The sequence below is a fragment of the Acidobacteriota bacterium genome (assembly GCA_035471785.1).
Lineage (GTDB): Bacteria > Acidobacteriota > UBA6911 > RPQK01 > DATIPO01 > JANQFM01.
In genome coordinates this window covers 85773-100172 of sequence record DATIPQ010000017.1, presented here as the reverse complement: position 1 = coordinate 100172, position 14400 = coordinate 85773, and the positions used below count along the sequence as shown (strand labels likewise).

18 protein-coding genes are annotated in these 14400 nt (G+C 62.4%); 2 read left to right on the top strand and 16 right to left on the bottom strand.

Going from position 1 to position 14400, the window contains the following annotated elements; all coding sequences use genetic code 11:
- Positions 1 to 38 precede the first annotated feature (38 nt).
- Positions 39 to 1433: an MATE family efflux transporter gene (locus tag VLU25_02755; GenBank protein HSR66837.1), complete on the bottom strand. Its 1395-nt coding sequence runs from the start codon at positions 1431 to 1433 to the stop codon at positions 39 to 41.
- Positions 1434 to 1491: 58 nt separating this feature from the next.
- Positions 1492 to 2052, bottom strand: a complete 561-nt coding sequence (locus VLU25_02750; GenBank protein ID HSR66836.1) for a hypothetical protein — start codon at positions 2050 to 2052, stop codon at positions 1492 to 1494.
- A gap of 119 nt (positions 2053 to 2171) precedes the next feature.
- Here VLU25_02750 and VLU25_02745 point away from each other — a divergent pair, with 119 nt between their 5' ends.
- Positions 2172 to 2327 (top strand): hypothetical protein, encoded by a 156-nt coding sequence (locus tag VLU25_02745; GenBank protein HSR66835.1) that lies wholly within the window; start codon positions 2172 to 2174, stop codon positions 2325 to 2327.
- A 9-nt stretch (positions 2328 to 2336) separates the two neighbouring features.
- Here the strand turns inward: VLU25_02745 and VLU25_02740 are convergent, their stop codons facing one another.
- From VLU25_02740 to VLU25_02700, 9 genes are read right to left on the bottom strand one after another with little or no spacing between them, the layout of a single operon-like run.
- On the bottom strand, positions 2337 to 2783 hold the full coding sequence (locus VLU25_02740) for a DCC1-like thiol-disulfide oxidoreductase family protein (GenBank protein ID HSR66834.1): 447 nt from the start codon (positions 2781 to 2783) through the stop codon (positions 2337 to 2339).
- Positions 2784 to 2823: 40 nt separating this feature from the next.
- Positions 2824 to 3408, bottom strand: a complete 585-nt coding sequence (locus tag VLU25_02735; protein ID HSR66833.1) for a tetratricopeptide repeat protein — start codon at positions 3406 to 3408, stop codon at positions 2824 to 2826.
- Positions 3405 to 4340, bottom strand: coding sequence for a class I SAM-dependent methyltransferase (locus VLU25_02730; GenBank protein ID HSR66832.1), 936 nt, complete (start codon positions 4338 to 4340; stop codon positions 3405 to 3407). Before VLU25_02730 ends, VLU25_02735 begins: the two co-directional genes overlap by 4 nt.
- Before the next feature lies 1 nt (position 4341).
- Positions 4342 to 5151, bottom strand: a complete 810-nt coding sequence (locus tag VLU25_02725) for a hypothetical protein (protein HSR66831.1) — start codon at positions 5149 to 5151, stop codon at positions 4342 to 4344.
- 3 nt (positions 5152 to 5154) lie between these two features.
- A complete protein-coding gene (locus VLU25_02720) occupies positions 5155 to 5403 on the bottom strand; it encodes a hypothetical protein (protein HSR66830.1) in 249 nt (82 codons plus the stop codon).
- Positions 5400 to 5594: a hypothetical protein gene (locus VLU25_02715; GenBank protein HSR66829.1), complete on the bottom strand. Its 195-nt coding sequence runs from the start codon at positions 5592 to 5594 to the stop codon at positions 5400 to 5402. The genes VLU25_02720 and VLU25_02715 overlap by 4 nt, the downstream gene beginning before the upstream one ends.
- 21 nt (positions 5595 to 5615) lie before the next feature.
- Positions 5616 to 5927, bottom strand: coding sequence for a cytochrome C oxidase subunit IV family protein (locus VLU25_02710; GenBank protein ID HSR66828.1), 312 nt, complete (start codon positions 5925 to 5927; stop codon positions 5616 to 5618).
- 13 nt (positions 5928 to 5940) lie between these two features.
- A complete protein-coding gene (locus VLU25_02705; GenBank protein HSR66827.1) occupies positions 5941 to 6549 on the bottom strand; it encodes a cytochrome c oxidase subunit 3 in 609 nt (202 codons plus the stop codon).
- Entirely contained in the window at positions 6546 to 8345 is a 1800-nt protein-coding gene (locus VLU25_02700) for a cbb3-type cytochrome c oxidase subunit I (GenBank protein ID HSR66826.1), read from the bottom strand. The genes VLU25_02705 and VLU25_02700 overlap by 4 nt, the downstream gene beginning before the upstream one ends.
- 283 nt (positions 8346 to 8628) lie before the next feature.
- Here VLU25_02700 and VLU25_02695 point away from each other — a divergent pair, with 283 nt between their 5' ends.
- A complete protein-coding gene (locus VLU25_02695) occupies positions 8629 to 9432 on the top strand; it encodes a carboxypeptidase regulatory-like domain-containing protein (GenBank protein ID HSR66825.1) in 804 nt (267 codons plus the stop codon).
- A 116-nt stretch (positions 9433 to 9548) separates the two neighbouring features.
- Here the strand turns inward: VLU25_02695 and VLU25_02690 are convergent, their stop codons facing one another.
- The 5 genes from VLU25_02690 to VLU25_02670 all read right to left on the bottom strand — a co-directional run bounded on the left by VLU25_02690 (position 9549) and on the right by VLU25_02670 (position 14399).
- On the bottom strand, positions 9549 to 9740 hold the full coding sequence (locus tag VLU25_02690) for a hypothetical protein (GenBank protein HSR66824.1): 192 nt from the start codon (positions 9738 to 9740) through the stop codon (positions 9549 to 9551).
- A 68-nt stretch (positions 9741 to 9808) separates the two neighbouring features.
- Positions 9809 to 11371 carry a S8 family serine peptidase gene (locus VLU25_02685; protein ID HSR66823.1) on the bottom strand — a complete coding sequence of 521 codons (1563 nt, stop codon included), beginning with the start codon at positions 11369 to 11371 and terminating at the stop codon, positions 9809 to 9811.
- 260 nt (positions 11372 to 11631) lie between these two features.
- A complete protein-coding gene (locus VLU25_02680) occupies positions 11632 to 12336 on the bottom strand; it encodes a PspA/IM30 family protein (GenBank protein ID HSR66822.1) in 705 nt (234 codons plus the stop codon).
- A 36-nt stretch (positions 12337 to 12372) separates the two neighbouring features.
- On the bottom strand, positions 12373 to 12771 hold the full coding sequence (locus VLU25_02675; GenBank protein HSR66821.1) for a YbjN domain-containing protein: 399 nt from the start codon (positions 12769 to 12771) through the stop codon (positions 12373 to 12375).
- 89 nt (positions 12772 to 12860) lie between these two features.
- On the bottom strand, positions 12861 to 14399 hold the full coding sequence (locus VLU25_02670; GenBank protein HSR66820.1) for a polyamine aminopropyltransferase: 1539 nt from the start codon (positions 14397 to 14399) through the stop codon (positions 12861 to 12863).
- Position 14400: the final 1 nt, after the last annotated feature.

Here is a 14400-nt window from a genome sequence, read left to right as displayed (position 1 = left end):
GCGCAAAGAGCACTCAAGGCCCGCCCCGGCGGGCCTTTTCAGTTGTCGATATCGACTTTGATGTCGATCCAGCGGCCCTGGTGGAAGCGGATGACGTTGAGGGTGCCGCGAAGGAAGTGTCCGATGACGATGGCCAGCCAAACATGGCCGGGCTGAAGCGTCGAGTAGTGCTGGACGGCGAAGAGGATGCCCACGGGGACGATCAGTTGCGAGATGACCGTGACCACCATCGGAGAGCGGGTGTCTCCGCTGCCCTGGAGGGCTCCGTTGTAGTTGAGCGCCACTGTCACGAAGAGTCCCGACACGCTCAGATAGCCCAGCAATTGGCGGCCCAGCGCCAGCACGGTTTCGTCTTCCAGTCCGAAGATCTTGAGCAGCGGCTCGGGGAAGGCAAGGTAGAGCGTCCCCATGGCTATGGCAACCAAGAGGCCGATAGCGGCTCCGGTGACGGCTGCGCGTCTGGCCCGGTGGAGCAGGCCGGCGCCCAGGTTCTGTCCCACCACGGTGGAGGTGGCGGCCATCAGTCCTACCGAGGTCCAGGTAATGAGCGAGAAGAGCTGAGTGTAGGCCACCACGTAGGCGGCCTGGGCCTCCGCGCTGTTGGGCAGGGCCCCCACGAATCCCATCAGCAGCACGCCTCCCAGGTTCATGGCGATTCCCTGGAATCCGGTAGGCAGTCCGAAGCGGAAGAGTTGGCGGATGATGCGGAAGTCAGGCTTCCAGCAGCCGCCCATGCGCACCACCAGTTGCTTGCTCCAGAGCAGGTAGAAGGCTATCAGCGACACCAGTCCCGAGGCGATCACCGTCCCCATGGCGGCGCCTATGGTCCCGAAGGCGGGGATGGGGCCCAGTCCGCGGATGAGGATGACGCTCAGCCCCAGGTTGAGGAAGGTCATCATCAGGCCCAGCCGCAGCGGAGTGCGGGCGTCCCCGGCGGCGCGCAGCGCGCCGGCGATGAGAAAATAGAAGAGCATCCCGATGCTGAAGACCAGGATGGTGCGCAAGTAGGGCAGGGCTTCGGCCTGGACCTCGGGGGCGGCGTTGACCCAGTCGAGCAGGGTGGGGGCCAGCAGGTATCCGGCGGGGGCCAGGATGCCGCCGGTGATGATGAAGGCCACCAGGCAGGCCTGGTAGACGACGCGGTTGACCTTTTCCGAGTCGCCGGCGCCGGCGAAGCGGGCCACCAGGATCCCCATGCCGGTGAAGACGGAGCCCACGAACACCACCACCACCAGAAAGATCTGCCAACTGACGCCCACGGCGGCGTTGCCTTCAAAACCGACATAGTGGCCGATCAGGGTGTGGTCGACGATGCCTTGCAGTCCGGCTACCACGTTCTGCAGCATGGTGGGCCAGGCCAGCTTCCAGACCGCCGAGTGAATGGGGCCCTCGACAATGTGGCGGTCGAATTTCTGAGACTTGACGCGCGCCATGGCGGTGCATTCTACGACGGTCGAGCGCTCTTGTGCGATTCGGGAGCCGCTTTGCGCCTCAATCGGTGGCGGCCTCGAGGTCCGACCAGCGGATCAGCAGGCAGACAAACCCCGGCAGGAAAGCGAACGTCCACTTGAGAAAGAAAACAGGATAGTCGGGGCCGCCGGGGGGAGGAGAAAGCCACATGTCGGAGACGGCATAGAAGGCGGCTCCCGAGAGGAGGGCGGCGCACAGGCCACGCAGCAGGCCGACGGCCGCAGTGGAGGTCTGGGCCCTGATCCAGCGGTTGAGCATGGCCGTCAGCAGCCACAGGATCATCCAGGAAGCGAATAGGGCCGACCAGCCCAGCAGGGGAGCCAGCAGATAAAAGGAGGCCGCCGAGGCCACGCCCACCAGCAGCGCGCCCGCCCCCGCCCGCATCCAGGGGCGCCGGGGAGCCAACAGGCCCAGCACCAGGCCCAGAAGAAGGCACAGCAGCGCTCCGTGCAGGAGTCCGTAAAGCATGCGGTGAGGAAGGCTCCAGTAAGCCCATAGGAAATCCGCCAGCGTGCTGGCGGCGCCCATGGTTGCCGCGGCTATCAGGGCCTCCTTGAGGCTGGAGTATTCGACTCGCGTCATGGCCCGACATCATACCGTCGGTCTCGTCCATGCGCGACCCTGGGCACATTGAGGGAACTTCCGCCTCGCCAAACCGTGTGTGCATGAGAGCTCGCGCTTTTCCGTGGCCTACGGCACCTATGCTGCGCTTCCTGCCCGACGCTCTCGACCTCATCAAGGTTCTCGAGGGAGCCGGCGGAGAGGTCCATGTCCTGGAGTTTCCGGAGGGCCACAGCACCAGAGCCTGGCGCCCCATCATCGACGATGTGCTGCGTCCTCTGTTGGCGGACGACTGAGGCGGCTTACTATTCGCTGTCGAGAAAGCGCTGCTTCCAGTTGTCATCCGGAAGCCAGCATTGCTCCTTGCGGCCGAACCAGCGGTAGCGGTTGCGGGCGATGAAGCGATAGAGCAGGTCGCGCAGGGGACGGGGAACGATGACAAAGGCGTATAGCAGCGGCCAGGGGAATCGCAACCGCCGGGCAATGCGCAGCGCGGCGGCGGAACGCGCCCAGCAGCCGTCCCGATCAACCAGCACCACGCTGTCCAGATCATCCTCGTCGAAGCGGCAGCCATCCAAAATCTCGGGTGCCACATCGGACTGCAAGGAAGCGAACCGAAACACCCCCTCCCGGTCGCGCTTGAGAACGAACTGCACCGACCAAGCACAAAGATTGCACACCCCGTCAAAAAGGATGACTGGACGTTCCTTACCTCTCCAAAGTGAGTCGTTGCGCGGCGCTTGCTTGTCCATAACCGTGCTCGCCCACATCTTAGCAGGGGAGGCGGGTGCTTCACCCTGCCGACTGCTGCTTGCGTTTGCGGCGGATGGCGTTGGCGCGGGACAGGAGGCGGTCGGATTCTTGGTCGCGGTGGAGCTTGCGCATGACGGCGGCCAGATTGCCTAAGAGGACGGGGATTTCCTTGTCTTCGGGGCCGCGCGCGTCCTCGATGATCTTGAGGACACGCTGGTAGAGAGGGACGGCTTCTTCGAACTTGCCCTGGGCGTAGTGGAGAACGGCCAGGTTGTTCATGGTGCGTCCCAGGTCGAAATGGTCGGGTCCCTGGATTTCCATGCGGCAGCGGATGGCTTCTTTGTAGAACTCCTCGGATTGGACATAGTCGCTGGCGTTCTCGTAATAGTCGGCCAGATGCTCGACGCTTTCTACGTAGCGCAGGTCGTCCTTGCCGAAGGACTGGGCCAGCTTGTGGGCGGCTCGCAACTCAGCTTCCACCTTGCGGCGGTCGCGACGGGCTTCGGCTTTGTCGGCTCGGCGCAGATAGCGGCGCCAGAGGGACTCCCGTCCCAGGTCGGAGGCAGGGGAGAGGAAGCGCAGGAACCAGCCTGCGAGGCGGCGGATGGGGCTGGGGTTGTTCATCGTAGGTCTCTCATGTCCGCCTTCTTGCGGGCGACGATCAGGAGCATTCCGTAGCGGGCGCTCAGGCGCTCGGCCCAGTTTAAACAGAAGACGCTCCATTTCAGCAAGTAGTAGGGCAGGCGCGAGGAGAAGCGGTGAAGGCTCCACTCCAGCAGGCTGTGCTTGATGTGGTGAATGTTGACGGGAGAGGACTGAAAGCGCTGCTCCACCAGGGTGAAGCCGGCGTCCTCCACCAGCTTGCTGAGGACGTGGGGCGAGTAGTGGAAGAGATGGCGGGGAACATCCAGCCCCATCCAGTGACGAGCGAAGAGGCGGGCCTGCAGGCTGTCCAGGTTGGGGACGGCCAGCAGCAGGAATCCGCCCGGCTTGAGCAGCGCGTTAAGGCGCTGCAGGGCCTGAGGCGGACGGGGCAGATGTTCCAGCACGTGCCAGAGGGTGACGGCGTCGAAGGAGGACTCGGGCAGCGACTCCTGCCCCAGCCTCCCGGCGGTCAGTTGCAGGCCGGGCATCTCCCGCGAGACCAGGCCCACCGTCTCCTCCAGAAACTCCAGTCCGCAGCGCTGCCACCTCTGCGGATCAAGCGCCCACAGAAATTTGCCGTCGGCGCAGCCCACGTCGAGGATGCGTCCTCTCTGCAGGTGGCGCTCCAGGTGACGCACCTTGTCGGTTTCATTGCGCCAGGAGCGCGACTTCTGCAATTTCCCCCTTCGGAACTCCAGCATCGTCTTCTCGGTGTCGCCCAGGTAAGCGGAAGGATAGGCCTGGCGGATCTGTTCGGGCGTGGGCTGGGGATGGGTCCAGCCGATGCCGCATTGCCGGCAGCGGCGCACCTCCCAGCGGGGGCGCGGACGCTGAGGCGATTGGCGGTCAGGGGCCTTGCACAGGCTCAGGCTTTCCCCCGACCCGCACAGGGGGCAGCGGGGCTGAGGCAAATTACTGGTTCCAGAAGTCGTCGCCCGACGCAGGCGCGGCTTGCTCGGCCCGCTGCTTGAGCCAGGCTTCGAACTCTTCTTCGCTCTCCACGGTCAGGAAGCCGCGCATGCGGTAATGGCCCAGTCCGCACAGTTGGGCGCAGGCGATCTCGTAAGTGAAACCGTCTTTCCCCGTGCGCTGGGCCATTTCGGCGTTGGTCACGGTGGGGACGAACCAGACCGGAATGCTGAGCCCCGGAATGGCGTCCTGCTTGACGCGATGGTGAGGCAGGTTGAAGCTGTGGATCACGTCTTTGCTGGAAAGGTAGATGAGAGCCGGCTTGTCGACGGGCAGATGGAGCTGATTAAGAGTCGTGATGTCGTCCTTGGCATAGGGATCGCTGGTGTCCAGCCCCAGTGGGTTGGTTTCCACGTCGATGAGGTTGATGTCGGTGCGTCCGAAGACGCCGTCCGCTCCCGGGTAGTGGACGTTCCAGGCGAACTGCTCACCAACGACGCGGGCCACCACGGCCTCTTCCTCGGAGGGGAACTCGTTGACCCGCTCGGCCCACAGTGGCATGGAGAACCCGATCAGCAGAACGGCCTCGGCGATGGCTACCGCGGCTTCCACGTAGCTGGAAGCCTTGCCCTTGACTCCGGTGGCGTCGGCAGTCGGCTGCCTGGAGGCGCGGAAACGGTAGAGGACGTAGAGGAAATAGAATCCCCATCCTACGAAGAGCAGCAGCATGAGGATGTGCACCAGCCCCATCATGTAGTCGATTTGTCCGGCGTGAGCCGAAGCCTGTTCAGGTAGTCCCAGAAACCGTTCCATGTTCTACGATCCCTCCTCGCAGCGCTTCTTGGCCAGCGCCTTGCGGCGCAGCACGAAGAACCCTCCGGCCATACCCACGATGAGGACATAGGTGGTGGCCAGCATAAAGAGAACCGACATGTTCATGCCGTCGATGATGGGCGACTCGGCCTTGCCGTAACAGACCTCGCAGGCCCAGGCGTCCGAGGCCCAAAACTGCAGCAGCAGGCACAAGGCCAAGCCTCTTGCAAGTACTTTGGCGATTCTTCTCATAGCGTGCTCACGTGCTTGAGTTTTCTCAAAAACCACAGGCCATAGCCCACCAGTCCCGCTCCCATGGCCAGCGAGAGGACTGCCAGAGCCGTGTACCCGCCACCGTCCTGTTGCAGCGCCCACAGCCCCACGACGAAGGCCATGGCCGAGGACAGAACGATGAATACGATGTGAAATCCTTTTAACGACATAAGTCCATTTTAGACGACGGCTCAAGTCTGCACTTGATCAAGCTTCGAAAAGAAGGGCAGCAGCAGCAGCCCGACAAAGAAAACCGCCGTCAGGATGAGCGTCCAATAGATCATCTTGCGCTCGTCGATCAGGTGCATGAAGTAGCAGGCCACCAGCGATCCCTTGATGATGGCGATGAAGAGCGCGATGACGATGGAAACCGACATCGGCACCACGTGATGCAGGTAAGAAGCGGCCACCGTGATGACCGTCAGCGCCAGCAGGGCGCCGAAGACGAACAAGTAGACGCGGACGTGTTTTCTGATTTCCTCTTCACTCATCTCATGGGCCATGAAGAACTCCCTCCTAGAGCAGATAGAGAACGGGGAACAAGAAGATCCAAATGAGGTCGACCAGGTGCCAGAAGAGCCCGGCAGCCTCCACCCGGTTGGTGAACATCTCGGGATCGGTTTTCCACAGCTTGGCCCCCGGTCCCCAAAGGTAGGCGTTGACCACGCTTCCTCCCACCACGTGAAGGGCGTGCAGCCCGGTCATGGTGAAGTAGATGGCCAGGAAGGTGCTTGAACTGGGCAGCAAAGGCGGATCGTGGGCGAACTTGGAATTGTATTCGACGGCCTTGATGACCATGAAGATGACGCCGCAGAGGATGGTCAGGCCCATGTAGAGCTTGTATTTGCCCAGGTCCTTGCGCTTGAGCGAAGCCCAGGCCATGACCATGGTCACCGAGGAGGTGATGAGCACCACCGTGTTGACGAAGGCCAGAGGCACGTTGAGTATCGACGCTCCTTCCGGCCAGGTCCCCGGCGCCGCGCCCACGCGCAGAAGGATGTAGGAGGCGAAGAAGGACCCGAAGAGCATCACTTCAGAGGCCAGAAAGAGCCAGATGCCGATCTTGACGTTGTTGAGTCCGGTATCGGGCCGGACGTCGACCGTGTAGGGAATCTCGCTGCTCATTCTCCACCTCCCTTGGACTTGTACTGGGGAATGTAGCCGTCGTCGCCCGATCCGGGGACGTTGTACTCATAGGGCCCGCGGTAGACCTCAGGCACGGTCTCGAAGTTGCCGTGAGGCGGCGGCGAGGGAGCCAGCCATTCCAAGGTGGTGGCTTGCCAGGGGTTGCGTCCCACCTTGGCGCCTTTCCAGATGCTCCAGAAGAAGTTGAAAATAAAGGGGATCTGGACAAGTCCCAGTCCCCAGGCCGAGTAAGACATGACCTGGTTGAGGTAGAGCGTGTCCTGGGCGAAGTCGTAAATGGCGCCGCCGTCGTAAAGACGCCTGGAAACGCCCGCCATCCCCTGGATGAGCATGGGGAAGAAGATTCCGTTCATGAAGATCAGCGAGGGCCAAAAGTGAAGCTTGCCCAAGAACTCGTTCATGCGGCGTCCGGTGGCTTTGGGGAACCAGTAGTAGACCCCCGCCATGAGGGCGAAGATGGTGCCGGGCGCCACCACATAGTGGAAGTGCCCGATGACGTAGTAGGTATCGTGCAGCGGAATGTCGGTCGCCGTCAGTCCCAAAGGCAGTCCGGTCAGTCCGCCGATGCCGAACATGGGCAAGAAGGCCAGGGCGAAGAGCATGGGGGTGTTGAAGCGGATCGACGCCCCCCACAGCGATAAGAGCAGGGCCGTCAAAATGATCACCGAGGGGATAGAGATGATCATGGTCGTGGTCTGGAAGAAGGCGGCCATGGCCGTTCCCATCCCAGTGATGAACATGTGGTGGGCCCACACGATGAAGCTCATGAATCCCAGGAAGACGAGCGCGTAGACCAGCGACTTGTAGCCCCACAGGGGCTTGCGCGTGTTGTTGGCGATGATCTCGGACACGATTCCCATGGCCGGAAGAATGAGGACGTAAACCTCGGGGTGGGCCAGGAACCAGAACAGATGCTGCCACAGAATGGGGCTGCCGCCGCCGCTCAGCTCCAGCACCTGTCCGCTCACCACCAGGCCCGAAGGCATGAAGAAGCTGGTATCGGCCAGACGGTCCATCAACTGCAGGATGGCGGCCCCTTCCAGCGGCGGGAAAGCCAGCAGCAGCAGGAAGGCCGTAACGAATTGGGCCCAGACGAAGAAAGGCAGACGCATGAAGCTGAGCCCGGGAGCCCGCAGTTGAATGATGGTGGTGATGAAGTTGATGGCTCCGAAGAGCGAAGAGGTGATGAGGAAGACCATTCCCAGCAGCCAGAAGGTCTGTCCGATGGTGGCGATGACCGAGAGCGGCGGATAGGCCGTCCAGCCCGAGTTGGCGGCTCCTCCGGGAAGGAAGAAGCTGGCCAGCATGACCACGCCGCCGATCCAGTAGACGTGGTAGCTGAACATGTTGAGGCGGGGGAAGGCCATGTCGGGGGCCCCGATCTGCAGGGGCACCACGAAATTGCCGAATCCGCCGACCGCCAGCGGGACGACGCCCAGGAAGACCATGATGGTGCCATGCATGGCCCCCAACTCGTTGTAGAAGTCGGGCAGCATGACCCCGCCCGGCATCCCGTCTCCCAGCAGGGCTCCCAGAAAGGGCAGCGGCTGCTCGGGAAAGGCCAGCTGCCAGCGCATGATCATCATCAGGCAGAAGCCGAAAAACAGGAACAACAAAGCGGTGATGGAGTACTGGATTCCGATGACCTTGTGATCGACCGAGAAGACGTACTTGCGCCAAAAGCCCAGTTCGTGATGCTCATGGTGCCCATGCTCTTCCGGGTGGTCGAATTCCTCGGGATGGTCGGTCCTGGTATGGTCGTGGTTGCCCCCCATAGGCAAAGATCCCCCCTTGACGGTTGCGTTTTAGTCCCGCTCGCCGTCGAACCGGCGCGCGACGGGACGCAGTATAGCAGCAGCGCCGCACCTTTCCAACAGGCTGTCCCAAAAATAGGGGATTCTTGACCCTGTAGGGGCTGCGGGATACAATCCGATGCACTTGCCGACCCACGTAAGAAGCGGGGGCGTTGCGGGGAGTTCCCGATTCGGGATCGCAATGAAGAGCGATTCGGCGTCCCCTGCGGGCGATAATTGGATTTTGAATGGAGGGATTGATTTCATGAGCAGATTGAGAGGATTACTGGCCTTGATGATGATGCTGACGTTGGTGGTTTTCGCCGCCGCCTGCGGAGGCGGGGGCGGAGGCGGCGAAGAAGGCGACTCGGCCGGCGGAGGCGGGGACGAGGCCTCCGGCACGGCCCAGACCGCGCCCAGCGGCACTGCCAAGATTTCGGGGACCGTCGTGTTCGAGGGCACCGCGCCCACGCCGCGTCCTCTGAGCATGGAAGCCGACCCCAAGTGCCAAGAGATGCACGAGACCCCGCCCATGAACGAAATGCTGATGCTGGGCGAAGGAAAGACTTTGGCCAATGCCATCGTGCGCGTGACCGGCGGACTTCCCGAGGGCAGCCACGCCACTCCTTCCGATCCCGTCATCATCGACCAGAAGGGATGCAAGTACGTGCCCCGCGTAGTGGGCCTGATGGCCAACCAGACGCTGCGCTTCCATAATTCGGACGGCATCCTGCACAACGTGCACGCTTTGCCCAACGTCAACCGCGAGTTCAACGTGCCCATGCCGGCCTCGGTCACCGAAACGGACAAGACCTTCTCCAGGCCTGAAGCCCCCTTCGAGGTCAAATGCGATGTCCACCCCTGGATGAAGGCCTGGGTCCAGGTCTTCGAACATCCCTACTTCGCCGTCACCGGAGCCGACGGGAGCTATGAGATCGCAGGACTTCCCGCCGGAACCTACACGGTGGAACTGTGGCACGAGGTGTTCGGAACGCAAAGCCAGGAAGTGACCGTTACCGACGGCGGAACGGCCACCGCCGACTTCACCACCAAACCGCCCCAGCGGTAGGGTCGGCAGAGAACAATCAGGCTGGGAAAAAGGAGCGCCGCCTACGGCAATCGCCGGGCGGCGCTTTTTCTGTCGGCCCCCTTCGCCACGGCTATGGAGGGCAGGCAGGCACCTGGTTAGATGGCTTTTAAGACCCGGGCGGGCAGAGTCAGGACAGCCCACAGGAAGTCGAAGACGGCTCCCACGGCGATTCCCAGCAATCGAAATGGCAGCAACACAAGCCATACGAAGGGGTAGAGAATCAGGGCCAGAATGGCAACCGGCCAGCACAATACGAAGAGCAGGCACCAAAGCAAAAACTTCAACATCGTCTTCTTTTCACCTCCGTAGGATCTCTACGCAATGGGGACGCCGATTGTTCAGGCCCGAGGGTCGGTTATTCGGGGTCTTCAGTGGTGCTGTCTGTCCAAATGGCGCCGTCGGTCCAGATGGCGCCGTCGGTCCAAATCGCCCCATCGGTCCATATCGCTCCGTCGGTCCAGATGGCGCCGCTTGCGGCGGGGGTCTGTGACGGGGTGAGGAGCAGGGCCGAGACGGGCAGTCCGTTCAGCGATTCGGCCAGCCTCAAGGCCGAAGGGAGATGGGGGAGTCCGCTGCCTTGCTCGAGCAGATGGGGACGCGCCAGGCGGCGGGAGGAGAGCGTCAGGATGCGCTTGAGCATGGAGGGCTGCATCTCGGGAGCCGCCTGCAAGAGCAGCGCGGCGGCGCCCGCCACGTAAGGCACCGCCATGCTGGCGCCGCTGAGTTCGAGAGTGCGGGGATCCTGCCCGCTGCGCCAACGCTGACGCTGCAGGCTGCTGCCCGGCGCCGCCAGCGAAGGGATGCGGTTTCCGGGAGCGGTCAGGTCGGGTTTGAGTCCGCCGTCCCAGAGGGCCGGTCCGCGAGAGCCATAGGTGGTGGCCAGGTCGTCATCGATGTGAGCCGAACCGCGGGTGTTGAGAGGCGAAACCGTGATGAGGTCGGGATGGTGCGCGGGAGAAGCGATCAGTCCCCACAGGCGGTCGCCACGCGGCGTGCGTCCGAAGTTGCCCGCCGAGGCCACCGTCACGATTCCCGCTGCTGCCATGCGGGCGGCGGCCCGGGCCAGGGGATCGGTGTGCGGCGACTGCAGGGGAAGGTGACCCAGGGAAAGGTTGGCCACCCGAATGTTGAAGCGGCGGCGGTTGTCGATCACCCATTCGATGGCTGCGATGAGGCCGCTGGCCCGTCCGCGTCCAGCGGCGTCGATCACCCGCACGTCGATGAGGTGAATGCCCGGGGCTATGCCCCGAACGTCGGCGCTCAAGCCCGAAGCGGCCAGGATTCCGGCCACGTGGGTGCCATGGCCGTAAGGGTCGAATCCGGCGCGCCGCCAGCCGGATTGCTGCCCCGCCCCATCGCTGAAGTCGACGCGATGCACCACCTTGCCCTCCAGATCAGGAAGGTCGGCGATGCCGGAGTCGAAGACCGCCACTCCCACGCCGGCTCCGTCGCGTCCTTGGGAGGCCAGGCCGGCTGCGCCCAGGGATTGGAGGAAGGGCTCCGACAGGCTGGCCGGAGAAGGCGGCGCCAAGCGGGACGCTGAGCTGAAAGTCCGCAGCGGCGCGTCGTAGGAGATCCGCACCACCTCGGGGTGACGGTCCCACAGGCGCAATTCCTCAAGGCTGAGCCTGGCGCTGAGAGAGCTTGAGCGGCCGATCATGCGAGCCGAGCGCGAGCGGGGCAGGCGGTTCCAAGCCTGCCGCCCGCGCACTTCGACGATTACAGGGAGTCGGGCGGTCGCGCCGCCTGCCTCCAGCTTGCGCTGGAGAAAGGGCGAGAGCTTGCTTTGGGGAGGACCCGAAGCCTGGCCGTTGGCCGTCATCAGGACGCATCTGGCCCAGAGCAAAGAACCCGCCACAATCACGCAGAAAAGAAGAAAGCGCGAAACGAATCGGGGGAAATCGGATGGAACGTACATGTCTTGACCTCCAATGCGGTTGTTAGTGGCAGCCTGTCGGCGGCCGCACTGGAGAGACTAGACTGCAGAGAATGCGCTAAGAACCCCCCGGGAGGGGCGAATCTGAAGCCGGGAGCCTACCGCTGGTTCGAGATCAAGACCCGAGGGTCACTTGAAGCGCATCAGTCGACACGAACAGCCGGCAAAGATCCCCAAGCCAGCACCCATCCCCAGGGGCCGCGGGCGCTCTAGAAGATCATGGCCATTCCTTTGCTGGTAGCTTATTGAATGCCCATCTTCTTCTTCAAATCGGCCAGAGAATCGGCGGCTTTAGCGCTGGCCTGAGTCCCCAGGGCGCCTTCGATCTCATCGTCCACGCTGGTTTCCTGTCCGGCGATTTCGCCGTAAGCCTCGGCCAAGGTTTCTTCTTCCTGAACCTTGGCCTTCATCTTTTCCAGCATGGCGATGGTCCCTGAGGAATCGATGGAAGACATCTGCTGGTTGATCTTGCGCATCGACTCGGCCGTCTTGGCCCGGGCTTTGAGTGTCGTCAGCTCGTTTTCGTAGCGGGCGATGGAGCGCTTCAGCTTCTCGATTTTGGCCTGCAGTTGGTCGGCCATCTTCTGCTGGGTCTCGTGCTCGCCCATTTGTTGCTTGGACCTCATGTCGCTCTCCTCTTTCTTGGTGAGAGCTTCCTGGGCCAGCGATTCGGCCCGCTCGGCTTCCAGCTCGCCGGACTGCATCTTCTTGAGCAGCATCATGGCCTTGCGCTCGTAGTCGGCGGCACGCTTTTTGGCGTCCTCCGATTCCTTCTTGAGGCGGATGGCCAATGATTTCACCTGGGCCAGGCTGGCCAATGCATCGCGCAAGTCGTCCTTGAGGTCGCGCAACCCTTGTTCGGTCATCTTGATGGGATCCTCCAGTTGGTCCACCACCGAATGGGCTTCCGATTGGGCCACTCTGAAGATTCTTCGAAAGATGCTCATGTTGGTCTCCTAATGATCCTGGCTGGGGCTGACAGCTTAGTTCGATTTGGCGTAACGCAAGAGTTCGTCGGCATGCTCGGCCATGGCCAGCGAAAGAGCGCTGATGGAAGCCTCCAGCTCGTTGTGGTCCAAATTCTCCAACTGCAAGGTGTCGCGAAAGTAAACCCTCTTGCCGTCATCATCGAGCACGAAGGCTCCGTGCACCAAGGTGCTGTTCATTTTGAGAAGGCGCTCGAAAAGATCGCCCGGCTGGGACGGCACCGGCATGATGAACTGCTCCAAGATGACGATGGGGGGTTCGCAGTCGAGAATCAGGTTGTGGATGCCGTTGTCGTCGTCCCGCACCACGATGACTTCTTCGTTTTCGTCCTCGTGGACGACATCCAGGTCCATATCGAGCACGTAATTTCTTACCAAGTCCATGTTGTCGGACATCGAATCTCGCCTCCATGTTCAGTTGACACTGCCTAGTACGCAGCCTTGTCTGACATATTCAAAGCCTCGTTCGAAAAGGGACCTGGAACTCAATAGAGGTCCCAATCGCCCCCCTGATAGTAGCGTTGCAAGCGTAAGGACATCTGGCGGTTGACCTCGATTGCCTCCAGGTCGCGGAAGGTGTCCTTGCCGAAATAGAGTAGCGTGTGGAGGGCGTCGCGGTCGAGGTAGCGCGTGGACAAGTCCTGGAAATCCAGCTCCAGCAAGCGCTCCCTCACCTGCTCGCTGCTCAGCGGCGGTCCCTTGATTCCCACTACCCAGCCCCACTCTCCCATGGTGGGGACGTGGTTGTGCATGGCGGCGGTGGAGAGTCCGGCCTCGCCCATGGTCTTGTAAATGCACAAAAAGGCGCGGCGGGCGAAGAGCGGACTGGTGGCTTGAGTCACCAGAACGCCTCCCTGAGCCAACTGACGCGAGGCCAAGCTGTAGAACTCGAGGCTGTAGAGGCGGGCCAGTTCCACCGACTTGGGGTCGGGCAAATCGACGATGATGACGTCGTAAATCTGCGAGCTTTCGTCGAGAAAAGCGTAGGCGTCCTGGTTGACGACCGTCACCCGCTCATCTTCAAATGCCTCCTGATTGAGTTGCAGCAGAACCGGATGATTGCGGCCCAGCCGTGTCATGGCCGGATCGAGGTCGACCAGGTCCACCGCCTCCACCTCGGGATGCTTGAGGACTTCGCGCAGGGCCAGTCCGTCGCCGCCGCCCAGAATCAACACCTGATGACGGGCGGCAGCGGCTTTCATGGCCGGATGCACCAGAGGTTCGTGGTATCGCTCTTCGTCATAGCTGCTGAACTGCTCGGCTCCATTGAGATAGAGCCAGTGGTGGTTCTTCCAGCGGGTGATGACGATCTTCTGGTAGGGCGTTTGCTCCTGGTAGACGACCAGGTCGCGGTATCGGCTCTGTTCCGCGTAGAGGACGATGGGCCGGGCCAGCAAGAGCAAGGCGGCCAGCAACAGGGTAAGGGCGGCGAAAGCGAGGGTGAAAAAGCGGGGGCGGGCCAGTTGGGAGCGGAACTGCCAGAAGAGCGCCGCCGCCACGGCGAAGTTGACCGTCCCCAGCAGTATGGGCGTGTAGGTCAGTCCCAGGTAAGGCAGGGCCAGGAAGGCGAAGAGGAGTCCGCCCAGGAGGGCGCCGTAGTAGTCCTTCTCCATAACCGAGGAGATGTTGATGCGCAATTCCTCGTAGTAGTCGTTGAGGCGGGTAGCCAGCGGCATTTCCAGTCCGATGAGGAGTCCGATGGCGAAGGCCAGCGGGTAGACCACCATGCTGACGGGCTCGATCCACACGGCCAAGGTGTAGGTGAGCAGGGCGGCCGAGGCGCAGAGCAGCGAGAGCAGCAGTTCCACGGCCACGAAGGCGTCCAGCAGGCGGCGGCGGAAGCGGCGGCTGAGGCGGCTTCCCACCCCCATGGCGAAGAGCATGAGGGAGACGGTGAGCGTCCACTGGCGTACCGAGTCGCCCATCAGGTAGCTGGCCAGGGTAGCCATCACGTACTCGGCCACGATGCCCGCCAGTCCGGTGGCGAAAATGCAGGCTTTCAGCAGTTGGTTTCGCGCGGCCATT